This is a genomic window from Photorhabdus machadonis (assembly GCF_052657765.1).
Genome location: NZ_CP199761.1, coordinates 4,753,900 through 4,776,893 on the forward strand (window position 1 = coordinate 4,753,900; position 22,994 = coordinate 4,776,893).

19 protein-coding genes are annotated in these 22,994 nt (G+C 43.7%); 14 read left to right on the forward strand and 5 right to left on the reverse strand.

Going from position 1 to position 22,994, the window contains the following annotated elements; all coding sequences use genetic code 11:
* Positions 1 to 2 precede the first annotated feature (2 nt).
* The 3 genes from thiB to thiQ are packed head-to-tail and all read left to right on the forward strand — an operon-like array spanning position 3 to position 3,308.
* The gene (thiB, locus tag ACUN2T_RS22850; protein WP_445495193.1) at positions 3 to 1,016 is read left to right on the forward strand and encodes a thiamine ABC transporter substrate binding subunit; all 1,014 of its coding nucleotides are present in this window, start codon (positions 3 to 5) and stop codon (positions 1,014 to 1,016) included.
* The gene (thiP, locus tag ACUN2T_RS22855; RefSeq protein ID WP_445495195.1) at positions 992 to 2,596 is read left to right on the forward strand and encodes a thiamine/thiamine pyrophosphate ABC transporter permease ThiP; all 1,605 of its coding nucleotides are present in this window, start codon (positions 992 to 994) and stop codon (positions 2,594 to 2,596) included. Before thiB ends, thiP begins: the two co-directional genes overlap by 25 nt.
* Positions 2,589 to 3,308 carry a thiamine ABC transporter ATP-binding protein ThiQ gene (gene thiQ / locus ACUN2T_RS22860; protein ID WP_445495197.1) on the forward strand — a complete coding sequence of 240 codons (720 nt, stop codon included), beginning with the start codon at positions 2,589 to 2,591 and terminating at the stop codon, positions 3,306 to 3,308. Before thiP ends, thiQ begins: the two co-directional genes overlap by 8 nt.
* 837 nt (positions 3,309 to 4,145) lie before the next feature.
* Here the strand turns inward: thiQ and ACUN2T_RS22865 are convergent.
* Genes ACUN2T_RS22865 through ACUN2T_RS22875 form a run of 3 tightly spaced genes read right to left on the reverse strand, consistent with a single transcriptional unit; the run spans position 4,146 to position 5,891 of the window.
* Entirely contained in the window at positions 4,146 to 4,628 is a 483-nt protein-coding gene (locus ACUN2T_RS22865; RefSeq protein WP_445495199.1) for a hypothetical protein, read from the reverse strand.
* A 5-nt stretch (positions 4,629 to 4,633) separates the two neighbouring features.
* Positions 4,634 to 5,170: a LemA family protein gene (locus ACUN2T_RS22870; RefSeq protein ID WP_445495200.1), complete on the reverse strand. Its 537-nt coding sequence runs from the start codon at positions 5,168 to 5,170 to the stop codon at positions 4,634 to 4,636.
* Positions 5,171 to 5,180: 10 nt separating this feature from the next.
* Positions 5,181 to 5,891 carry a hypothetical protein gene (locus ACUN2T_RS22875; RefSeq protein WP_445495202.1) on the reverse strand — a complete coding sequence of 237 codons (711 nt, stop codon included), beginning with the start codon at positions 5,889 to 5,891 and terminating at the stop codon, positions 5,181 to 5,183.
* A 421-nt stretch (positions 5,892 to 6,312) separates the two neighbouring features.
* Between ACUN2T_RS22875 and ACUN2T_RS22880 the strand changes: the two genes are divergently transcribed.
* The 4 genes from ACUN2T_RS22880 to rluA all read left to right on the forward strand — a co-directional run bounded on the left by ACUN2T_RS22880 (position 6,313) and on the right by rluA (position 13,647).
* Positions 6,313 to 7,230 (forward strand): AEC family transporter, encoded by a 918-nt coding sequence (locus ACUN2T_RS22880; protein WP_445495203.1) that lies wholly within the window; start codon positions 6,313 to 6,315, stop codon positions 7,228 to 7,230.
* A 237-nt stretch (positions 7,231 to 7,467) separates the two neighbouring features.
* Positions 7,468 to 9,816 carry a DNA polymerase II gene (locus ACUN2T_RS22885; protein ID WP_445495204.1) on the forward strand — a complete coding sequence of 783 codons (2,349 nt, stop codon included), beginning with the start codon at positions 7,468 to 7,470 and terminating at the stop codon, positions 9,814 to 9,816.
* A 179-nt stretch (positions 9,817 to 9,995) separates the two neighbouring features.
* On the forward strand, positions 9,996 to 12,902 hold the full coding sequence (rapA, locus tag ACUN2T_RS22890; protein ID WP_445495205.1) for an RNA polymerase-associated protein RapA: 2,907 nt from the start codon (positions 9,996 to 9,998) through the stop codon (positions 12,900 to 12,902).
* A 94-nt stretch (positions 12,903 to 12,996) separates the two neighbouring features.
* Complete coding sequence (gene rluA, locus ACUN2T_RS22895; RefSeq protein ID WP_445495206.1) at positions 12,997 to 13,647, forward strand: bifunctional tRNA pseudouridine(32) synthase/23S rRNA pseudouridine(746) synthase RluA; 651 nt, start codon at positions 12,997 to 12,999, stop codon at positions 13,645 to 13,647.
* Between the two features lie 234 nt (positions 13,648 to 13,881).
* Here the strand turns inward: rluA and djlA are convergent, their stop codons facing one another.
* Positions 13,882 to 14,703 carry a co-chaperone DjlA gene (gene djlA, locus ACUN2T_RS22900; RefSeq protein ID WP_445495207.1) on the reverse strand — a complete coding sequence of 274 codons (822 nt, stop codon included), beginning with the start codon at positions 14,701 to 14,703 and terminating at the stop codon, positions 13,882 to 13,884.
* A gap of 183 nt (positions 14,704 to 14,886) precedes the next feature.
* Here djlA and lptD point away from each other — a divergent pair, with 183 nt between their 5' ends.
* The 6 genes from lptD to apaH all read left to right on the forward strand — a co-directional run bounded on the left by lptD (position 14,887) and on the right by apaH (position 21,592).
* Complete coding sequence (lptD, locus tag ACUN2T_RS22905; protein ID WP_445495209.1) at positions 14,887 to 17,211, forward strand: LPS assembly protein LptD; 2,325 nt, start codon at positions 14,887 to 14,889, stop codon at positions 17,209 to 17,211.
* A gap of 69 nt (positions 17,212 to 17,280) precedes the next feature.
* A complete protein-coding gene (gene surA / locus ACUN2T_RS22910; protein ID WP_445495210.1) occupies positions 17,281 to 18,582 on the forward strand; it encodes a peptidylprolyl isomerase SurA in 1,302 nt (433 codons plus the stop codon).
* Positions 18,569 to 19,561 carry a 4-hydroxythreonine-4-phosphate dehydrogenase PdxA gene (gene pdxA, locus ACUN2T_RS22915; protein ID WP_445497962.1) on the forward strand — a complete coding sequence of 331 codons (993 nt, stop codon included), beginning with the start codon at positions 18,569 to 18,571 and terminating at the stop codon, positions 19,559 to 19,561. The genes surA and pdxA overlap by 14 nt, the downstream gene beginning before the upstream one ends.
* Positions 19,554 to 20,372: a 16S rRNA (adenine(1518)-N(6)/adenine(1519)-N(6))-dimethyltransferase RsmA gene (rsmA, locus tag ACUN2T_RS22920; RefSeq protein ID WP_445495211.1), complete on the forward strand. Its 819-nt coding sequence runs from the start codon at positions 19,554 to 19,556 to the stop codon at positions 20,370 to 20,372. The genes pdxA and rsmA overlap by 8 nt, the downstream gene beginning before the upstream one ends.
* Before the next feature lie 12 nt (positions 20,373 to 20,384).
* The gene (apaG, locus tag ACUN2T_RS22925) at positions 20,385 to 20,762 is read left to right on the forward strand and encodes a Co2+/Mg2+ efflux protein ApaG (protein WP_036843834.1); all 378 of its coding nucleotides are present in this window, start codon (positions 20,385 to 20,387) and stop codon (positions 20,760 to 20,762) included.
* A 2-nt stretch (positions 20,763 to 20,764) separates the two neighbouring features.
* Entirely contained in the window at positions 20,765 to 21,592 is an 828-nt protein-coding gene (gene apaH / locus ACUN2T_RS22930; RefSeq protein WP_445495213.1) for a bis(5'-nucleosyl)-tetraphosphatase (symmetrical) ApaH, read from the forward strand.
* Between the two features lie 45 nt (positions 21,593 to 21,637).
* On the opposite strand, the gene folA is transcribed toward apaH, so the two are convergent.
* Complete coding sequence (folA, locus tag ACUN2T_RS22935) at positions 21,638 to 22,123, reverse strand: type 3 dihydrofolate reductase (RefSeq protein ID WP_445495214.1); 486 nt, start codon at positions 22,121 to 22,123, stop codon at positions 21,638 to 21,640.
* A 178-nt stretch (positions 22,124 to 22,301) separates the two neighbouring features.
* On the opposite strand from folA, the gene ACUN2T_RS22940 reads away from it, so the two are divergent.
* Positions 22,302 to 22,916, forward strand: coding sequence for a LysE family transporter (locus ACUN2T_RS22940; RefSeq protein ID WP_445495216.1), 615 nt, complete (start codon positions 22,302 to 22,304; stop codon positions 22,914 to 22,916).
* The last annotated feature ends 78 nt before the right edge of the window (positions 22,917 to 22,994 follow it).

The window sequence follows — 22,994 nt, forward strand, 5'->3', positions numbered from 1 at the left end:
AAGTGTTTAAGACGTTATTTTCCAAATTAACCATACTGACGGTACTGTCAGCCTTTACTTTGTTATTGAGTCAGGTTGTACAGGCAAAGCCGGTCTTAACTGTCTACACCTATGATTCTTTTGCCACCGATTGGGGACCAGGGCCCGCGATTAAAAAAGCGTTTGAAGCTGAATGTGACTGTGAGCTGAAATTGGTTGCTCTGGAAGATGGTGTATCCCTGCTCAACCGCCTCAGAATGGAAGGAAAGCGCACGGCTGCCGATATTATCCTTGGTCTGGATAACAACTTGATTCACGCGGCTCAACAAACAGGTCTGTTCACTGAAAGCCAAGTGGATACCAGCAAACTGAAACTGCCTGTGCAATGGAAGAACAGCGTATTTATTCCTTATGACTATGGCTACTTTGCCTTCATTTACAACAAAAATACGTTGCCAAATCCACCAAAGAGCATGGATGAACTGATCAACAGTCACAATAACTGGAAAGTGATCTATCAAGATCCCCGTACCAGCACACCGGGGCAAGGTTTGCTGTTGTGGATGCAGAAAATTTATGGTGATGATGCCCCACAAGCCTGGCAAAAACTGGCAAAGAAAACACTGACAGTCACCAAAGGCTGGAGTGAAGCTTATGGTCTGTTCTTAAAAGGTGAAGGCGATCTGGTCCTGAGTTATACCTCTTCACCGGGCTATCACATTTTGTCTGAGAAGAAAGACTATTATGCTGCGGCAACGTTTAGTGAAGGCCATTACCTGCAAATCGAAGTTGCCGCCCAACTGGCCTCCAGCAAGCAACCGGAACTTGCCCAGAAATTTATGCGGTTTATGTTAACTCCGGCTTTCCAACAGGAAATTCCAACCACTAACTGGATGTATCCGGTTATTGATATTCAACTACCCGAAGTTTATTCACAGCTTTCAATACCCGAGAAATCATTACAGTACAATGCGGAAGACGTCGCAAAACACCGTAACCAATGGATTCGTACATGGCAAAACGCTGTCAGCCACTGATAGCCGGATGGCTGCTGCCGGGGGCGATTGCCGCCGGCCTTTTGCTATTGGTCGCTTTACTGACATTCGGCACACTTTGGTTTAACGCACCTGAAAGCGGCGGGTACTTGCTGACAGAAGATCGCTATTTGTGGCACGTAGTACGTTTTACCTTCTGGCAGGCTTTCTTATCGGCAGTATTTTCTGTTACCCCTGCTATCTTTCTTTCCCGGGCACTCTACCGCCGCCATTTTCCCGGCCGAACTTTGTTTCTGCGCCTGTGTGCTATGACGCTGGTTTTGCCGGTACTGGTCGCTCTGTTCGGCATTCTGACTGTCTATGGCCGAGTCGGCTGGCTGGCACAGTTCTGTGAATGGATAGGAGTCAATTATCCTTTCACCCCTTACGGTTTACAGGGCATTTTACTGGCACATATCTTCTTTAATATGCCACTGGCAACACGGCTGTTACTGCAATCACTAGAAAATATTGCGGTGGAACAGCGGCAGTTAGCCGCTCAATTAGGCATGAATGAATGGCAACATTTTCGTTTCGTTGAGTGGCCTTACCTGCGCCGCCAAATCCTGCCAACCAGCGCACTGATTTTTATGCTCTGCTTCGCCAGTTTTGCCACAGTGCTAGCTTTAGGTGGTGGGCCTGCGGCAACAACCGTCGAGCTGGCAATCTATCAGGCGTTAAGCTATGACTACGATCTCGGCCATGCCGCGTTACTGGCTTTGATTCAGCTGACTTGCTGTCTTGGTCTTGTTCTTCTTAGCCAGAAACTTAACGGTGCGCTATCCATCGGCTATAGCAATCAACAACAGTGGCGTAATCCACAGGATACTTTGCTGAGAAAAATCTGTGACAGCGTGTTAATTACCGCAGCATTGTTACTGCTGGTGCCGCCATTGCTGGCTGTTGTCGTGGATGGTCTGAACAGCGGGGTATTCAACGTATTGTGCCAGCCTGCATTGTGGCAGGCGTTTATTACATCCGTTGTGATTGCTTTAGGTGCCGGATTACTGTGTGTTTTGTTCACAATGATGCTACTGTGGAGCAGCCGCGAGTTGTACCTACGTTATTTACCTCGATGGGGACAAATGATGGAAATAAGCGGTTTGCTGATCCTGGCTATGCCCGGCATCGTGCTAGCAACCGGTTTTTTTCTACTCCTTAACGATACTATCGGCCTGCCCCGCTCACCCTACGGCTTAGTGATTTTAACCAATGCACTGATGGCAATTCCTTATGCATTGAAAGTTCTGGATAATCCGATGAAAGATCTGGCAGCCCGCTATAATCCGCTGTGTCGATCCCTGAACATTCAAGGGATTAACCGGCTGTGCTGGATTGAGCTAAAAGCACTGAAAATCCCGCTGGCGCAAGCTCTCGCTTTTGCCTGTGTCCTCTCAATTGGTGATTTTGGCGTTGTCGCGCTGTTTGGTAATGAAGATTTCCGTACACTTCCCTTCTATCTTTACCAGCAAATAGGGGCTTACCGCAGTCAGGATGGCGCTACCACCGCCTTATTGTTGTTATTGTTGTGTTTTATGCTGTTTAGTTTACTTGAACACTTACCGGGACGACGTCATGCTTAAACTTGAGAATCTGACTTACACCTATGAACATCTGGTGATGCTCTTTAACTTACAAATTCAGGCTGGGGAGCGTATCGCCATTCTTGGCCCCAGTGGAGCAGGTAAAAGTACATTACTGAATCTGATCGCCGGTTTTCAAACAGCAGAAAAAGGTTCTGTATGGCTGAACGGGGAAAATCATACCCGCAGGTCGCCTTCTCAACGCCCGGTATCCATGTTATTTCAAGAAAATAATCTCTTCTCTCATCTGACGATTGAACAGAATATTGGGTTAGGATTACATCCCGGATTACGCCTTAATAGCAAACAGAAACAGACGTTACAGCAAATAGTCTCCCAGGTTTCGTTGGAAAATTGCCTTACTCGTTTGCCTGCTCAACTTTCTGGTGGACAACGACAACGGGCAGCATTAGCGCGTTGTTTAGTGCGCCAGCAGCCAATTCTGTTACTTGATGAGCCCTTTTCCGCTCTTGATCCAGCACTGCGTAATGAAATGCTGGTATTGCTGGAGCAAGTTTGCCATGAACGCCAGCTTACTTTGCTGATGGTTTCGCATAATCTGGATGATGCCGCCCGTATAGCCGACCGCGCTTTATTAGTTGTTGATGGCAATATTCATTATGACGGTTCAACAAATGCATTGGTTGCCGGTACTGTTTCTGAGGCCGCTATTTTGGGGAGGAAAAAAGACGATTTTGTTAAAGCAATTTAAAAATCAAAAGAACATTAGCTGAAGATTAATGGGTTTCATACGGAGAAGTTATATCTAATCGATTAGATCATATAGATAATTTATTAAAGAGATAAAAACGAAAATAAAGTTTACAGACATCATAACATTTGTAGTATTGTCATTATTATCTTTTCTTATTATTAACGGATTTGCCTTTGATATTCAGGAGCCTTATTTCGATTTTGGTTATGTTGATTGTGAACTTTGGCAATATAAAGAGGGTGGCATTGATATAATAAATCCTTTATTTATTTTAACTCCGCTTATCCATTTTTATATTTCATGTTTTTACAAATCATTCTTTTTATTTAAAAAAAACAAAATCAGATCTGTGATTTACTTCGTTTTTGCCGCTGTCTTTGTTCTTTATTGGTTCTATACTTACTACGCTAGATTTATACTTTATTGCTACATGGGATAAGCATAATGGTGTCTAATCTGGCGGTTTTATACCCTTCATCTTTCAAGTTGCTACTTTGTTGGCTGCTTTCACTCACCCCGGTCACAGAGTTATCTATGTGACTGGGGATGCGTTCTCTTGCCGCCGCGCTGCAAATTGAAATCTATTGGGTATAAATTAAAGCAGGATTGACGGCAATATTTGACGAGTTTGACGTTGAACTGAGGGAACGGAGTGACCGATAATTTTACACGTTTCTCTCGATGAGATTTGTTATTGCTCTCCGTTGGTAAAAGCTGTGAAAAATGATAACCATAAATCTAAAGGGTAGGGAAAATATTACAAGATATTTATTTTAATATTCCCCCTAAATTCCCCCCAAGAAAACCAAACTATTATATGAAAATAACACCAACCTATTTAATATAATATATTTTGCTGATTGAAACCGTACTGTGATTAAATAAATATAAATTTATTTTTCCCGCTTTTTTTTCTTTTTCTTCACCTTGCTTTTCAGTTTCAGTTTTAGTTTCGGTTTCCGGATGTCGCTGACGTATGGCTCCAAACTGTCCAGCCAGTTTAAGCACCGCTTTTTTATTGATAAACCAAAAAGACAGACAGGCCGTCTGGACAACAATTAGGCTCCAAAACAGGCGGATAATATCTTCTGTGAAGGTTAAATAGATGACAACGACACAGAGTAAATTGATAAAGACAGAGGTTAATAAACTGATAGCCAGTGTTTGAATAACCTGGCTAATTCCCCGCGTATAGATAAAGGGACTTAGGCAGAGTATCATACCTATAGGGCCAAAAATCGCAATGGTTATTAAAATACCGTGGTTACTACGGATAGCATCAACAAATCCGAATAAATCAAATGGAATGGTAAACATGGACTTTATCCTTGCATAGGTTTCAGCATCGAACTGGGTTTATATCTTAATATCCGGGCAAAAATTATATTGGGAAACTGCTTGATACCCATATTGTAAAGGGCAACGCTTTTATTAAAGAATTCACGTCTGTCTGCAATCTGATTTTCCAGCAGAGTAATCTGCGCTTGCAAATGTTGAAAAGTCGGTTGACTGATTAGGGTCGGATAATTCTCTGCCAGCATCAGCAATAACGACAACTGATGTTCTAATGCATTACCTATCTTCACTTTTTCATCGATTATTTTTGTACCGAGATAATTTTTCCTGACTGCTGATAGTTGCAGAAAGAATGATTTTTCATGGATCATTGCCTGTTCCGCGATTGTGATAAGCTGTGGAATTAAATCAGCCTGCTTTTTCAGTAAAACATCAATATTAGCGAATGCTTTATCCCGGTATTTTTTTAGCATGACAATTTTATTAAAAATCCCCAGGAGATAACGAACCGTGACAAGCAGAATAATGGCTAGAATAAGAAAAGAGAGAATATATTTATCCATTGCTATATCTCTAAAATAACCATTGCAATAACGGAGATTCACGATAAAAAACCGTTAAATGATGAGAGTGATATTTATAGGGAACAGTCAGAATAAAGGCAATTAATATTGCTGCACTAATGACGGTAATCGCAAGATTACGGCGCATTGGTGCAACTTCATTCCAGATTTCTAAATATCTCGTCGAAGTAATCCCCAGTAATTGATGAGGAGCGGTCTGAGTAATAACAACCTGATCGTCTTTTTCAACCGCTGTACCAATAATGAGATATTCTTCATCTGGAAATAACAGGTATTCTTGGTAAGATATGGAATTGGTTTCATAATTCTGATAAGGAGAAAAATTCACAAATGTCAGCGCCTCTGGTGTTGCCTCAATACGGACTGATCCTGAATCATCGGTTAAAGTGAACTGACTGATTTTTTCTTCCGAATGGCGCAGAGAATAACGTTTGCTGCCTTCAGAATCCCTGCTGACATCATATTCATAATAACGATAACCATAGCATAACTTTTTACTCAGTGGACTTTTGAATTGTTTTCCATTTGTTATTTTTCCTTCTATTTCCACCAGACCCATAGCGATTGAACGGATTTTTGATGTGGGTAAAATCTGTTGAAATTTAAGGAAGTTATTTTTCGGTGTTGTTTTCAGTCGGCTAAATAGCTTTTCATAATACCGATACAGTTGGTCTATTTGATTAATGTCCGAGTAGTGCAAGTCTGATGCTTGATAGGCAGCACTAACTTATCGCTCTGCTATGCATAGCGCACAACCCTTGCTACACAAAGCGTTGTACGAAGTGGAGCACTATTTTGGAAAGTTATTTAGTGTACATCAATGTATTTAACTTAAATCTTAGGCGTTCAAGTTACTAGAATCATTATCTATTATAAATATAATGCTATCGCATCTTAATAGTTACAAAAAAATCAAATTTAATCATTTGATTTAAGGTGATTAACATCACACTATCTGTTAATTTTAGTTTTAAAAACGAATAATAAATGGATTATCAGAGTTTATTTCAATTAACCACGCAAGAAAAACATAACCTCTTTTTAGCATTAAATAAAATTGATTACGATCCTACTGGTGGTGATTCGTATATTCACCCAGTAAGATCCGCAAGGGTCTTCAGATGTTAAATGTTTTCTTTTCAATTCTTCCTATATTCCTACTAATTATTCTTGGTTTCTTATCTAAAAAATACGTAAAAGATGTTTCTAATTTCTGGAACTTCTCAGATAAATTTGTTTACTATCTATTTTTTCCTGCTTTATTAATTTTAGACATTAGTGAAGCTAATTTTTCTGGAACTGACAATTTCTACCCAATAGTATCAACAATAAGCTCCACAATAATAATCGCCATTATTATTTTCTCTGGTAGATTTTTCTTTAATACTACACCTGCTCTATTTACCTCTATTTTCCAAGGTGGAGTAAGATATAATTCATATGTTTTTATCGCCCTTTCACAATCACTATTCGGCAGTGAAGGCGTTGCATTATCTGGATTTTTTGTAGCCTATATGATAATTATTACTAATATTATGAGTGTACTGGTAATGAATCATTATGGTAGTGGAAGTAAAAAAAGCCTCAGTAGTGCTATTCTTGCATTAGCTAAAAATCCACTCATCATTGGCGCAATCATTGGTGTGTTACTAAACTTCTTTGACATTCATATTACTGGCTCAATTAAGCAACTTTTTATCTATCTATCCAATGCGGCCACACCATTAAGCTTAATGTCTGTAGGCGCTGGATTGATCATCAGTATGCATATAAAAAAGCTACTTTCGATCTCCTATGCAACAATACTCAAGCTGGTTGTCATGCCACTTATCACTATCTTGATAATTAAATATTTAGGTTCATCAGGCGTGCCTGCAAATATTGCTATTCTATATTCCGCCGTGCCTTGTGCCGGTAATGCTTATATATTAGCCAGACAAATGGGTGGTGACCATGAGGCAATGGCCTCTATTATCACATGGACTACGTTATTATCCATTATTACTGTAACTTTAATTCTTGGTAGTATGGAATTATAGAAATACATATAAGAATAAAGCTATATAATATTAAAAACGTATTGATAAAAACAAATGTAATACGTTTTATCTTACTATACTCCCATAGATATATTCAATAACACCTGCCTATCCTATTAGATCTATTTTATTTTCCGCTCTTTGTCATAAAGAGATCATTTAGACAACTGTATAAATAACCATTATCCAATGCTATAATTGTGTTTATTTTCAACAAATATAAGCGCCAGCCTCTATATGCAACAGAATCATGCTGAACAAGGTTTTATACTGACACGCCACTGGCGGGATACTCCCTCGGGTATTGAGGTGGAATACTGGCTGGTGACAGATCAGGGGCCACGTCATATAAAAATTCTTCACCAACAAGCTGTTGCTTTTATCCCGCAAGCCAATATGCCGCAGGTGGAAAAAATTCTGGCACAAGAGCGCAACTACTATCTCCGCCCACTTTCATTAAAAGATTTCAATCGCCAGCCTGTTGCCGCGCTTTATTGCCAGCAATATCGCCAATTACAACGGATTGAGAAAGTGCTACAGCAACAGGAAATTCAGGTTTATGAAGCAGATATCCGTCCACCAGATAGGTTTATGATGGAACGTTTTATCACTGCTCCCATCTGGTTCAGTCAAGCACCTAATGGCGGCTATCACATGAAACCCAACCCAGCTTATCGCCCAACATTGAAATGGGTATCCTTGGATATTGAAACCAGCCAGCATGGAGAACTTTATTCCATTGGATTGGCAGGGTGTGATCAGCAAAAAGTATTTATGCTTGGCTCTGCTAACGGTAATGAGCAACCGATAAATTTTGATTTGGAATATGTAACAAGTCGTCCACAAATGCTGGAAAGACTCAACGAGTGGCTGGAAAAATATGACCCTGACGCCATTATTGGCTGGAATCTGATTCAGTTCGATCTGCGGATTTTACAAAAACATGCTGAACGCTACGGTGTTCCACTGAAATTTGGACGGGCCGGAGGGTTACTGGAGTGGCGGGAGCACGGCTTTAAACCGGGGCACTTTTTCGCTTCCACCGCCGGCCGGTTGATTATTGATGGTATTGAAGCACTGAAAACCGCGACCTGGAGTTTTCCTTCTTTTAGTCTGGAGTATGTTTCACAAGGACTATTGGGCGAAGGTAAAGCCATTGATACACCCTATCAGCGTATGGATGAGATTGACCGCCGTTTCCAGCAAGATAAGCCCGCACTGGCGCAATATAATCTGCAAGACTGTATTCTGGTAAACCGGATTTTCGATAAAACCCACTTAATGGAGTTCCTGTTGGAAAGGGCAACAGTTACCGGTCTCGCCGTAGATCGCAGTGGTGGTTCAGTCACGGCTTTCACTCATCTTTACATGCCAAGAATGCACCGCATTGGTTATGTCGCCCCTAATCCTCGTGGGAGGCCCGAAGATAACAGCCCTGGCGGTTTCGTGATGGATTCTCGCCCCGGCTTGTATGATTCAGTGCTGGTGCTGGATTATAAAAGTCTGTATCCCTCGATTATCCGCACTTTTCTTATCGATCCTGTCGGTATGGTGGAAGGTCTGGCACAGCCGGACAGCGAACATGCGGTTCCCGGTTTTCGCAACGCTTTCTTTTCCCGTACTCAGCACTGTCTGCCTGATATCGTGACGCAAATCTGGCATGAACGTGACGCAGCAAAAAAACAGCAGAACGCCCCATTGTCACAAGCATTGAAGATCATCATGAACGCTTTCTACGGTGTTCTTGGGGCGGAGGGCTGCCGTTTCTTCGACCCGCGTCTGACGTCTTCCATTACTATGCGCGGCCACGAAATTATGCTCCAGACCAGAAAGCTGATTGAATCTCAAGATTATCAAGTTATCTACGGTGATACAGATTCTATCTTTATATGGCTAAAACAGGTACATGAAGAAGAACTGGCTCTCAGCATCGGTAAAGAACTTGCGCGATTCGTTAACCAATGGTGGCAAAAGTACCTGCAAGAACATTTTGGGCTTAAAAGTACCCTTGAGTTGGAGTTTGAAACTCACTATCGCCGCTTCCTGATGCCAACCATCCGGGGTGCTGAACAAGGCAGTAAAAAACGTTATGCCGGTCTGAGTGGTGACCGCATGGTCTATAAAGGTCTGGAAACGGTACGCACCGACTGGACACCTCTGGCGCAAGATTTCCAGAAGCAACTGTATTCACTGATTTTTCATGAGCAGCCTTATCAGGAATTTATTCGTGGTTATGTTACCAGTACCCTAAAAGGAAAATTTGATGATAAACTCATCTACCGTAAAAGGTTGGGCCGTAAGCTGTCTGACTATCAGCGCAATATACCACCCCATGTAAGGGCAGCAAGGCTGGCAGATGAATACAATCTGCAACATAACCGGCCCTTGCAGTACCAAAATGGGGGTTGGATAAGCTATGTCATGACACAATCCGGGCCAGAACCACTGGAAAATCAGCATTCATCACCGGACTATGATCACTATATCAATAAACAACTTCAGCCTATCGCTGATGCTATCCTGCCATTTTTACAGGATGATTTTATAACTTTACTCACCGGACAGATGGTAATGCCTTTTGGTTGATTACTATTTTTTGCAGGTGACGACCGGCTTTGCTTCCATTAACATATCGCCCCTTTAACGAGTGATAAGGCGATTTGCGGGCATCTTGCTATCTGCCCATTATCTTCGTTAGATCAAATAAAAGCTGTCGTCCTTCACCTATAAATAACATTTATCTAACAGAAACTGAGTCAAAATTTATGCCATTTACCCTCGGTCAACGCTGGATCAGCGATACAGAAAGCGAACTTGGATTAGGAACCGTTGTTGCATTAGACGCACGAATGGTCACTTTGCTTTTTCCTGCCAGCGGTGAAAACCGCCTTTACGCACGCAATGATTCTCCTATTACCCGCGTTATGTTTAACTCGGGGGATGTTGTCACCAGCCATGAAGGCTGGCAACTCAAAGTGGATGAAGTCCAGCAAGAGAATGGTCTGATTATTTATACAGGTACACGTCTTGATACTCTGGAAGAAAATGTCAGTCTGCGCGAAGTGTTCCTCGACAGCAAACTCACGTTCAACAAGCCACAGGATCGCTTGTTTGCCGGTCAGATTGACCGCATGGATCGCTTTGCCTTGCGCTTTCGCGCCCGTAAATATCAAAGCGAACAATTTAAACTGGCTGAAAGTGGTCTACGGGGTATCCGCGCAAGCCTGATCCCCCATCAGCTTCATATTGCTAATGAAGTAGGCAAACGCCACGCTCCAAGGGTATTGTTGGCGGATGAAGTCGGCTTGGGTAAAACCATTGAAGCCGGAATGATCATCCACCAGCAACTGCTGGCAGGTCGCGCTGAACGTGTTCTGGTTATTGTACCAGACAGTCTTCAGCACCAATGGCTGGTAGAGATGCTGCGCCGTTTCAATCTGCGTTTTGCCCTGTTTGATGACAGCCGCTATACCGAAGCTCGACATGACAGCGATAATCCATTTGAAACAGAACAACTGGTACTGTGCTCATTGGATTTTGTCCGCCGTAATAAACAACGTTTTGAGCATATGCTTGAAGCCAATTGGGATCTGATGGTGGTGGATGAAGCTCACCACCTGGCCTGGAGTGAAGATGCACCAAGTCGAGAATACCAGGTTATTGAAGAATTGGCTGAACAGATCCCGGGTGTACTGCTGCTGACCGCAACACCAGAACAGTTAGGACAGGAAAGTCATTTTGCCCGCCTGCGCCTGCTTGATCCAAGCCGTTTTCATGATTATCAGGCTTTTATTGACGAGCAACAAAACTACCGCCCGGTTGCCGATGCCGTAACTCTGCTGTTATCTGGCGAACAACTTAACAATAATCAATTAAATCTGATGGGTGAGCTTATTAGTGAGCAGGATATTGAGCCTCTGCTGAAAGCAGCCAACAGTAATAGTAATGAAAGTGAAACCGCACGTCGTGAACTGATTTCCATGCTGATGGATCGCCACGGTACCAGCCGTATTCTGTTCCGTAATACCCGTAATGGTGTGAAAGGCTTTCCTCATCGGGAACTGCATCAGATTAAGTTACCTCTGCCAGCCCAATATCAAACAGCCATTAAAGTTTCCGACATTATGGGCGCTAAAAAATCGCTGGAATCACGCGCAAGGGATATGCTTTACCCAGAGCAGATTTATCAGGAGTTTGAAGGCGAAAACGCCACATGGTGGAATTTTGATCCCCGCGTAGAATGGTTACTGGGTTTCCTAACCGCAAACCGTGATGAAAAAGTGCTGGTCATTTGTGCTAAAGCAACCACAGCTCTGCACCTGGAACAGGTACTGCGTGAACGCGAAGGCATTCGCGGTGCTGTTTTCCATGAAGGATTATCACTGGTTGAACGTGACCGCGCCGCAGCCTACTTTGCTTCTGAAGAAGAGGGTGCACAGGTGTTGCTGTGCTCCGAAATTGGCTCAGAAGGCCGTAACTTCCAGTTCGCCAACCAGTTAGTCATGTTCGATTTGCCATTCAACCCGGATTTACTGGAACAACGCATCGGACGTCTGGATCGTATCGGCCAAAGCCGTGATATCCAAATCAGTGTGCCCTATCTGGAAAATACCGCACAGGCCGTTCTGATCCGGTGGTATCACGAAGGTCTGGATGCTTTCGAACACACTTGTCCAACTGGCCGTACTATCTACGATAACTATTATGAAACGCTGCTGAACTATCTTGCCAAACCAAATGAACAGGAAAAATTTGGTGAGTTTATTGAGCAATGCCGCCAACAACATGAGCAGCTCAAATTACAACTGGAGCAAGGCCGTGACCGGCTGCTGGAAATGAACTCCAATGGCGGAGAACATGGCTTACAGTTGGCAGAAAAAATTGCAAAGTATGATAATGATACTGAACTAGTGAATTTTTCTCTCAACTTGTTTGATATCGTTGGTATCAATCAAGAAGATCGCAGCGACAACATGATAGTGCTGACACCATCCGATCATATGCTGGTTCCGGATTTTCCAGGACTGCCACAAGATGGCTGTACTATCACATTCGATCGTGAACAAGCACTGTCCCGTGAAGATGCCCAGTTTATCAGTTGGGAACACCCGATTATCCGTAATGGATTGGATCTTATCCTTTCCGGTGATACCGGCAGCTGTGCTGTCTCTCTTTTGAAAAATAAAGCATTACCCGTTGGAACCCTGCTGGTAGAGCTGATTTATGTGGTTGAAGCACAAGCACCAAAACATCTGCAATTGACCCGTTTCCTGCCACCAACACCATTGCGGGTACTGATGGATTTGAAAGGCAACAATCTGGCGGGTCAGGTGGAATTTGAAAGCTTTAACCGCCAGCTTAACGCAGTTAATCGTCATACTGCGAGTAAACTGGTTAATGCGGTACAAAAAGAAGTTCACGCTATTTTACAACAGGCAGAAGGTTTGATAGAAACACAGGCTCAATCATTGATTGAACAAGCGAAACAGGAAGCTGATGAAAAACTCACTGTTGAACTTTCCCGCCTGGAAGCACTTAAAGCCGTCAATCCGAATATTCGTGATGATGAGTTGGAAGCGATTGAATCTAATCGTCAACAGTTACTGCTTAACCTGAATCAGGCAAGCTGGCGTCTGGATGCTATCCGCCTTGTTGTTGTCACACACCAGTAAGTATTAGAAATACCCAGAGGCTGGACCGGGATGGGGAGCTCTTCACCGACCCCCATTCCCCCACCTCCCTTGATATTCTGCTACCGGAGCCTCAATGGAAGCTTATAACCCCCCCACCGATCCCTGGCTACATGTGCTCTATCAGGATCAACACATCATTGTGATCAATAAACCCAGTGGGCTACTCTCTGTTCCTGGCCGGGCAGAAGAACATAAAGACAGCATTATGACGCGGATACAGCAGCAGTTTCCGACAGCAGAATCTGTCCACCGGCTGGATATGGCAACCAGCGGCGTAATGGCAGTTGCATTGACCAAAGACGCAGAGCGTGAATTGAAACGCCAATTCCGTGAACGGGAACCGAAAAAAACCTATATTGCACGGGTTTGGGGACATCTGGAACCAGAAACCGGCATTGTCGATCTACCACTGATTTGTGACTGGCCGAACCGACCAAAGCAGAAAGTCTGTTTTGAAACCGGCAAATCAGCTCAAACTGAATACGAAGTACTCGCTTACGAAGATGAAGTGACCCGGGTAAAACTCTCACCAATAACAGGTCGTTCACATCAGCTCAGGGTACACATGCTGGCACTTGAGCATCCTATTCTGGGAGATCGGTTTTACGCTCATCAGCAGGCAAGAGCAATGGCACCTCGCCTGCAATTACATGCACAGGAGCTCTATATCTCCCATCCGGCCTATGGAGCCCCAATGCATTTTCAGTGTAAAGCCGATTTTTAATTAATAGACAAATACGGTAACCGAATCCAATGAAGCCAATATCAGGCACAAGGCCAAGCCAAAATAACCCGAAAGAATACGGATACTTGCCATTTTTTCATTCCTCATTTATTTAAAGTAAAAAATACATAAAATTTTCTAATATTTTAAAGAAATAAAAAATAAACTCAATGACAGTAGGGGACTTTACTCCCCTATATGTTTAATAGCGTGTTTTTAAAAAGAAAAAATGGCTCACTTAAAACCTTTATCTTTTTTAATCAGATCATAAGCAGCTTGAATTGACTGGGCTTTTTGTTTAGCAATCTCCATCATTTCCGGTGGTAAACCTTTTGCCACCAGCTTATCAGGATGATGTTCACTCATCAGTTTACGATAGGTACGCTTAATTGTTGTCACGTCATCACTTTCACTCACACCCAGCACCTTACAAGCGTCCGCCAGTGTTGGCCCCTGAGCGGCTCTCTGGTAGCTGCCATACTGCTGTTGCTGCCACTCTCCACCACCACCGAAATGGCGACCACCTTCCATCATGGCAAGAAATTGTTCAAACTGGCTACGGGAGATCCTAAGTTCATCAGCAATGATAAACAGCACGTTCCTCTCATTCGGGTGCAACTGGCCATCAGAAAATGCAGCCTGCAACTGAATCTCCAAAAACATCCGAATTAAGTCAGACCGACCAAAGCAAGCACGACGCAATTGTCTCAGCGTCTCACGCAAAGGAAAATTCAGCTCTTTACCTTCACGAAAAGCGTACTGTGCCGCAGTCCTTGCTTGCCCGTGAAGTTGCATTCGGTCCATTAACTGGCTGGCAAGTTGGATGTCTGTTTCCGTCACTCGTCCTTTTGATTTAGTAATATGCCCCATTACCTGAAAGGTACTGCTGAAAAACAGTATCTGGCGGGACTGATTATTTGCAAAAAAACCTTGGTTTCTCCGTACACTGGCCCTATCAAACATATGACCAATAAACAGACCAATGACAATACCCCAGAAGCCCGCTCCAGACATGACACCAAAGATCAGCCCAAGCAATTTTCCCCAATAATGCATATACTCCTCAATTCATCAATGCTCTGAGTGTAGTTTTGCATTATCATACTATTCATTCAGCTCCGTGCCTAACGGCAAGATAAGTAAAGGTATGACTTTACACTGGCGCATACTCATTGAGTGCGCTAGTCTCTTGAGGTTTGCCGGCATAACGCCACTGATGACGGAACCGCATAAATATCTATGAAGAAATGTTATCCAACTTTGCTGGCCACAATGGTATGGGCCGCACTTTATAGTCAGCATGCACATGCTGATCTCGCAACACAATGCATGCTGGGTATACCTGTTTACGATCAGCCAATAATTAATGGCGATCTAAATCAACTTCCTGTCAATATCCTGGCAGATGACTCACGCGCAGATTATCCGCGTTCTGCTAAGTTCAGCGGTAATGTCCATATTAAACAGGGTAATAAAACGCTGACCGCCGATAAGGTACAACTTGATCAAACAGAGGATGAAGTTCCGTTAAGGACTGTTACGGCTACAGGCAATGTTCATTATGACGACCCCCACATTATTCTGAAAGGTCCACGCGCCTGGTCTAATTTAAATAATAAAGACACGGATATGGATCAAGGCGATTATCAGATGGTCGGGCGTCAGGGACGCGGCATCGCAGATAAAATGAAACTGCGTGGTGAAAACCGTTATGCCATTCTGGATAATGGTTCTTTTACTTCCTGCCTACCTGGTAATGATAGCTGGAGCGTTGTTGGCTCCGAAGTCATTCTCGACCGCGAAGAAGAAGTGGCTGAAATATGGAATGCCCGTTTCAGAGTGGCGAATATTCCGGTATTTTACAGTCCGTATCTGCAATTACCGATCGGCACTAAACGCCGCTCCGGTTTCCTTATTCCTAACGCCAGCTATTCCAAAAATAGCGGCGTTGAATTTATTCTGCCCTATTACTGGAATATCGCACCAAATTATGATGCCACGATTACGCCGCATTATATCAGTAGACGTGGTTTAAAACTGGATAATGAATTCCGTTATTTAACGAAAGCAGGCTCAGGTACACTTGCGTTCGACTGGCTGAATAATGACGATCTGTATGTCAAAGATAAAAATGCAGGAACACGTACCGCCAGAGAGAGCGATAATCGCTGGTTATTTTACTGGGGACACAGTGGTGTGATGGATCAGGTATGGCGCTTTAATATCGATTATACCAAAGTCAGTGATCCTGAATATTTTTCTGACTTTAGTTCTCAATATGGCTCCACCACCGACGGCTATGCCACACAGAAATTCAGCCTGGGATATGCTCAACAAAACTGGAATGCCACTTTATCCACTAAGCAATTCCAGATTTTTTCTAAAGATACCAATAGAAAAGCCTACAGAGCTGAACCACAGTTAGATCTGAACTATTACAAAAACGATCTGGGGCCACTTGATCTTAAAGTCTATGGTCAGGCGGTAAAATTTACCAGTGTAGGTAAAGATAATCCGGAAGCAACCCGCTGGCATTTAGAACCCTCCATTAACCTGCCACTATCCAATGGCTGGGCCAGTATAAATAATGAAGTTAAGCTGATGGCGACTCACTATCAGCAGGATATTCCCAAAGCGCTTGAAAATACTGAATATAAAGAATCTGTTAACCGGGTTCTGCCGCAGTTCAAAAGTGAAGCCAAAATGGTGTTTGAGCGTTCAACATACCTGAACAGCGATTACACTCAAACGCTGGAACCACAGGTTCAATATCTGTATGTGCCATACAAAAATCAGGATAATATCAATAACTTCGATTCATCCTTACTGCAAACTGACTATACCGGCCTGTTCCGTGAGCGCTTTTATGGTGGTCTGGACCGCATTTCATCCGCTAATCAGGTGACTACCGGCCTCACTACCCGCATTTATGATGAAAGTTTAGTTGAACGTTTTAACCTATCGTTAGGTCAAATCTATTACTTTGAACGTCCACGCACCGGTGAGGAAAATATCATTAACAGTAAAGACAGAACAGGTATGATGACCTGGGCTGGTGATACTTACTGGAAAATTAATGATTCCTGGGGTTTGAAAGGCGGTATGCAGTACGATACCCGTCTGGGCAGCGTAACGATGGGGAATACAGTACTGGAATATCGCCGTGATGCAGACCGGCTTGTGCAGTTGAGCTACCGTTTTGTTGACAGAGATTATATCCAAGCCACAGCTAAAAGTGCCCCGGCTTTCCAGCAAGGAATTTCTCAACTTGGTCTGGTTGCAAGCTGGCCGTTAAGTGATCGCTGGGCTTTAGTTGGCGCTTACTACTATGATACCAAAGAGCAGCAACCTGCGAGTCAGTTAGTGGGCTTGCAATACAACACTTGCTGCTGGGCGGTTAACGTCGGTTATGAGCGTAAAATCGTTGGTTGGAAAGACAACAATAGTGAATATGACAACAAATGGTCATTTAACTTTGAACTCCGAGGCCTAAGTAACAATCATAGTCTGGGTAGCAAGAAAATGTTGGAGTCTGGCATCATGCCATACCAGCGTGCATTCTGATGCTAATAACGCTTTGATATTAAACAATATAAGTCCGCTATTGCGGAACCTACATATGATGGGAAAAGTATGAAGAACTGGAGAACGCTCATTCTCGGATTGATGTTTTCAGTGAGTACCGCCTTCGCTGCACCTCAGCAAATGGATAAAATTGCTGCGGTTGTCAATAATGGGGTAGTACTGGAAAGCGACATCAGCAACCTCTTACAGTCCGTTAAACTGGATGCGCAACGTGCAGGCCAGCAAATACCGGATGAGAAAATGCTACATAATCAGATCCTTGAGCGTCTGATTATGGATAATATCCTGCTACAAATGGCAAAGCAGATGGGGATCGCCATTCCTGATCAGGCTCTGGATTCCACAATTGCAAATATTGCAGCCCAGAACCACATAACCGTGGATCAGATGAAACTCCGTATCGCTGCTGACGGGATGAATTTCGATACTTATCGTAATCAGATCCGTAAAGAGATGATAATCGCAGAAGTGCGCAACAATGAAGTTCGCCGTCGTGTCACCATTCTTCCTCAGGAAATTGACACCTTAGCGAAACAAATTGGCAACCAGAGTACTTATGATACTGAGCTGAATATCAGCCACATTCTGATCCCATTACCAGAAAACCCTGACCAAACACAAATGGAAAAAGCCACGGCTGTAGTACAGAAAATTATGTCTGAACTTAAGCATGGCGTTGACTTCGGTAAACTGGCTATCGCTTATTCCGCTGATCCACAAGCCCTGAAAGGCGGTAATATGGGTTGGAGTAAGCCTCAGGAACTGCCAACCCTGTTTGCCGAACAGCTGCAATCAGCCCCGAAAGGCGCCGTCGTTGGCCCAATCCGCTCTGGTGTTGGTTTCCATATTCTTAAAGTCAATGATATCCGTGGCGGTAATGCAACAATCGCAGTTACTGAAATTCATGCCCGTCATATTCTACTGAAAACTTCACCCGTCATGACCGATGATCAGGCACGTACTAAGTTGCAGCAAATCGCCGGTAATATTCGCAGCGGAAAAACGGATTTCGCTGACGCCGCGAAAGAGTTTTCAGAAGATCCCGGCTCAGCTCTGCGTGGTGGCGATCTTGGCTGGACCACACCTGATATCTATGATCCCGCCTTCCGTGACGCGTTAATGCGACTGAATAAAGGTGAAATCAGCCAACCGGTTCATTCCTCTTTTGGCTGGCATCTGATTCAATTGCTGGACACCCGCAAAGTGGATAGAACAGATGTCGCTCAGAAAGATCGAGCTTACCGTATGTTATTTAACCGTAAATTCACCGAAGAAGCACAAAGCTGGATGCAGGAACAACGCGCCTCAGCTTATGTGAAAATTTTAGATGGCAGCGATGCACAACAATAAACCTATTGTTATTACCCCCGGCGAACCGGCCGGGGTTGGACCCGATTTGACTGTCGCTCTTGCTCAACAAAGCTGGCCAATACAGCTAGTCGCCTGCGCAGACCCCAGTTTGCTGCTGGACAGAGCCAGGCAACTCAATTTGCCTTTACAATTATTAGAATATTCGCCGGATAAAATACCCGAACCCCAGGCTGCCGGCACCTTGAGTATACTGCCAGTTCCTCTTCATATACCGGCAATCGCCGGCGAGTTGAAGCAGGAAAACGGCAGATATGTGACTGAAACCCTGGCAAGAGCCTGCGACGGTTGCCTGAATGGAGAGTTTTCAGCGTTAGTCACAGGACCGGTTCATAAAGGGAATATCAATGACGCCGGCGTACCTTTTATCGGCCATACCGAATTCTTTGCTGATCGCAGTGGATGTCAGCGGGTTGTCATGATGCTTGCAACAGAAGAACTTCGGGTTGCTCTGGCAACAACTCATCTGCCCATTGTTGATGTGCCAAAATCCATCACTTCCGATAGTCTGCGGGAAGTTATCACGATCCTTAACCATGACTTAAAAACAAAGTTTGGCCTGGCAAAACCCTGTATTTATGTTTGTGGTCTGAATCCCCATGCAGGAGAAGGCGGTCATATGGGGCGGGAAGAGATCGATGTCATTATTCCCGTGTTAGAAAGTCTGAGAGCAGAAGGTCTGATATTAGAAGGACCTTTGCCGGCAGATACCCTGTTCCAACCTAAATATCTTCAACATGCAGACGCCGTTCTCTCAATGTATCACGATCAGGGATTACCCGTGTTAAAATACCAAGGTTTTGGCAGAGCTGTGAATATTACGTTAGGCCTGCCGTTTATCCGTACTTCTGTCGATCATGGCACAGCATTGGAACTGGCTGGTACAGGTCAAGCTGATGTGGGAAGCTTTATCACCGCATTGAATTTAGCAATTAAAATGATACAGAACAGTAATGAATAATCGAGTCCACCAAGGGCACTTCGCCCGTAAACGCTTCGGGCAAAACTTTTTAACCGATCAGTTTGTCATTGATAGTATTGTTACTGCTATCAATCCACTACCAGGCCAGGCAGTGCTAGAAATCGGCCCCGGTCTTGGCGCATTGACAGAACCGGTTGGTGAGCGCATGGATAAAATGACCGTGGTTGAACTTGACCGCGATTTAGCTGCACGTCTGCAAGTTCATCCGCAATTAAAAGATAAGCTGACCATTATCCAGCAAGATGCAATGACCGTTAATTTTAGCGAATTGTCTCAGCAAAGAGAGTTGCCTCTGCGGGTTTTTGGTAATTTACCTTATAATATTTCCACACCGTTAATGTTTCACCTTTTTAGCTATACTGATGCTATTGCTGATATGCATTTTATGCTGCAAAAAGAGGTAGTAAACCGCTTGGTAGCCGGCCCCGGCAGCAAAGCTTTCGGACGTTTGAGTGTCATGGCCCAATACTATTGTCGGGTTATCCCTGTGCTGGAAGTACCACCAACCTCGTTTACTCCGGCCCCTAAAGTCGATTCAGCAGTTGTACGTCTGATACCGCACAAAAGCATACCTCACCCGGTCAAAAATATTCGTATGCTGAGTCGGATCACAACTCAGGCTTTCAACCAACGGCGTAAAACTATCCGTAATAGCCTCGGTGACCTTTTCACTGTAGAACAGCTCACAGAACTGGGTATCGACCCAGGTACACGTGCAGAGAATATTTCTGTTGAGCAATACTGCAAAATGGCAAACTGGTTATCGGCACAACCTGAAATGCAGTCATAACAGGAGTCAACCATGATTAATGCGCCCAGAGTTTCTATTCAGGTACAAAGTGTTTATGTAGAGAGCCAATCGTATCCCGAGCAACAGCGTTTCGTTTTTGCCTATACAATCACTATCCGTAATCTTGGGCGCGAACCGGTTCAGTTAATCAACCGTTATTGGCTAATTACCAACAGTGACGGTCACCAGACTGAAGTTCAGGGGGAAGGCGTTGTTGGTGAACAACCAATAATCCTGCCAGGTACAGAATACCGTTACACCAGTGGCGCTATATTGGAAACACCTTTAGGCACGATGCAAGGCCATTATGAAATGGTCGATCACAATGGTGATCCATTCCGCGTTGCCATTCCGGTTTTCCGTTTGGCTATCCCAACGCTGATTAATTAATTATGTCTACCTATCTGATCGGTGATATTCATGGCTGTTATCATGAATTACGAATTTTATTAACTAAAGCCAATTTTGATCCCAAAAAGGATACGTTATGGCTGACAGGCGATTTAGTTGCCCGTGGCCCAGATTCTCTTGAAGTTCTGCGGTATGTTAAACAGTTAGGTTCAGCCGCAAAAATAGTATTAGGCAATCATGATCTTCATTTATTAGGCGTTTATGCCGGGATCAGCCGTAATAAACCTAAAGATAAAATTAATGAATTACTGTCCGCTCCAGATGCAGACGAATTAATTAATTGGCTACGCAAACAACCGCTATTACAGTGCGACGATGATCTGAAACTGGTCATGACACATGCGGGTATTACGCCCCAATGGGATCTGGAAACAGCTAAAATATGCGCTGGCGAAGTTGAAATCATGCTCAATAGTAGCAGCTATCCTCTGTTTCTCAATTCAATGTATGGGGATATGCCGAATAACTGGTCACCGGAACTCTCTGGACTGGCACGCTTACGTTTCAGTACCAATGCATTAACACGTATGCGTTACTGTTTTCCAAATGGTCAGTTGGATATGCTTTGCAAAGATAAACCCGAAAGTGCTCCCGCGCCGTTAACGCCCTGGTTTGAGCTACCACAACAGATCTCAGCAGAATACTCTATTGTTTTCGGTCACTGGGCATCACTGGAAGGTCAGGGAACATCAGAAAGATTTTATGCATTGGATACAGGTTGCTGCTGGGGAGGCGAGCTAACCATGCTACGTTGGGAAGATAAACAATATTTTACGCAACCATCGCTGTCAGCCGTAAAACAGCACTAAAACTAAACACGCCGTGAAAAAAGCTTCATCGGCGTGTTTTATCAATTAGATACGGCGTTGTAAAATCTCAAAACAGTAGCTGTGAGAATTTAATTCATCTGCATCATGGTACTCAGTAAATTCAGAATCCCACTCATCAGGCTCATAATCAGGGAAATGAGTATCACCTATCACTTCCGCGTCAATATGAGTCAGGTACATACGGCTAGCCAGCGAGATGAACTGGTCATAAATTTTGCCGCCCCCCATCACCATAATCTCTTCTGCATCACCAGCCGCGGTCAGTGCTTCATCGACCGACCCGACCCAGGTTACACGCTCATCATTACCCGGTTGATTGCTCAATACAATATTGAGCCGGCCTGGCAATGGGCGACCTATGGATTCATAAGTTACTCGTCCCATAATGACTGGTTTATTCAATGTATTACGTTTAAACCAAGCCAGATCCCCCGGCAGATGCCACGGCATTGTCTTCTCCATGCCGATAATCCGATCCATAGCTAAAGCAGCGATCAAGCTGATATTCATTGAGTCACCTTATAGGCAAATAGTATAAAAATTGGTGACACTATACGGAAAGGGATGTACCCAGTCGATAGGATCAACACTTTCTTCAGTACAAAAAATGCATTTATACTTGATTTGTCGTTTAAGACATTTATTGATCAAAATAATAACAAATATAATATTAACCATGGGGTACATTATGCTGGAAACATCACTGCTCGTCATCACCATCTCAACTTTGGGCATGCTCTCTCCCGGACCCGATTTCTTTCTGGTAGTCAAAAATGCCATACGTTATCAACGCTCTGCCGCAATGATGACGGTGATGGGATTAATTGCCGCTATCGCCTGTCATATGGTTTACTGTGTCGCTGGACTGGCTATTCTTATTACCACCACTCCGTGGTTGCTTAATCTGATGAAATACGCCGGAGCGGCTTATCTTATTTGGATCGGGATCAATAGCCTGCTTTCTTGCGGAGGAAATACCGCCACTCTTAATGACCAGGCACGACAAATTGTCACTTTTAAAAAAGCGTTTATGCAGGGATTTCTATGTAATCTGCTGAATCCAAAAGCAACCTTATTCTTCCTGGCAATATTTACTCAAGTACTCAACGTCAATTCGGGTGTTGATGAGAAATTATGGTATGCCTTTATTATCTGGAGCCTGGCGGTAATCTATTGGCCATTACTGGTCATATTGATCCAGAGTGCGTCAGTACGCCGTGGATTAGTTAAATCTCAAAAGATTATTGATAAACTGCTTGGTGTTGTTTTGATTGGCTTAGGTATCAAAGTGGCACTGGGATAACAGGAGCTCAATCCCTTCCTTTAAGTTTTCAATGAACATAAAAAAGTGCGCTTAATTGAGCGCACCTTTTTATTACTT

Excerpts from the sequence above, each read along its gene's own strand:
- rluA (WP_445495206.1), top strand. The coding sequence starts at position 12,997 with ATGGAAGCTTATAACCCCCCCACCGATCCCTGGCTACATGTGCTCTAT.
- thiQ (WP_445495197.1), top strand. The coding sequence starts at position 2,589 with ATGCTTAAACTTGAGAATCTGACTTACACCTATGAACATCTGGTGATG.
- ACUN2T_RS22940 (WP_445495216.1), top strand. The coding sequence starts at position 22,302 with ATGCTGGAAACATCACTGCTCGTCATCACCATCTCAACTTTGGGCATG.
- folA (WP_445495214.1), bottom strand. The coding sequence starts at position 22,123 with ATGAATATCAGCTTGATCGCTGCTTTAGCTATGGATCGGATTATCGGC.
- ACUN2T_RS22885 (WP_445495204.1), top strand. The coding sequence starts at position 7,468 with ATGCAACAGAATCATGCTGAACAAGGTTTTATACTGACACGCCACTGG.
- surA (WP_445495210.1), top strand. The coding sequence starts at position 17,281 with ATGAAGAACTGGAGAACGCTCATTCTCGGATTGATGTTTTCAGTGAGT.
- ACUN2T_RS22865 (WP_445495199.1), bottom strand. The coding sequence starts at position 4,628 with ATGTTTACCATTCCATTTGATTTATTCGGATTTGTTGATGCTATCCGT.
- ACUN2T_RS22870 (WP_445495200.1), bottom strand. The coding sequence starts at position 5,170 with ATGGATAAATATATTCTCTCTTTTCTTATTCTAGCCATTATTCTGCTT.
- ACUN2T_RS22880 (WP_445495203.1), top strand. The coding sequence starts at position 6,313 with ATGTTAAATGTTTTCTTTTCAATTCTTCCTATATTCCTACTAATTATT.
- rapA (WP_445495205.1), top strand. The coding sequence starts at position 9,996 with ATGCCATTTACCCTCGGTCAACGCTGGATCAGCGATACAGAAAGCGAA.
- lptD (WP_445495209.1), top strand. The coding sequence starts at position 14,887 with ATGAAGAAATGTTATCCAACTTTGCTGGCCACAATGGTATGGGCCGCA.
- rsmA (WP_445495211.1), top strand. The coding sequence starts at position 19,554 with ATGAATAATCGAGTCCACCAAGGGCACTTCGCCCGTAAACGCTTCGGG.
- thiP (WP_445495195.1), top strand. The coding sequence starts at position 992 with ATGGCAAAACGCTGTCAGCCACTGATAGCCGGATGGCTGCTGCCGGGG.
- djlA (WP_445495207.1), bottom strand. The coding sequence starts at position 14,703 with ATGCATTATTGGGGAAAATTGCTTGGGCTGATCTTTGGTGTCATGTCT.
- apaG (WP_036843834.1), top strand. The coding sequence starts at position 20,385 with ATGATTAATGCGCCCAGAGTTTCTATTCAGGTACAAAGTGTTTATGTA.
- pdxA (WP_445497962.1), top strand. The coding sequence starts at position 18,569 with ATGCACAACAATAAACCTATTGTTATTACCCCCGGCGAACCGGCCGGG.
- apaH (WP_445495213.1), top strand. The coding sequence starts at position 20,765 with ATGTCTACCTATCTGATCGGTGATATTCATGGCTGTTATCATGAATTA.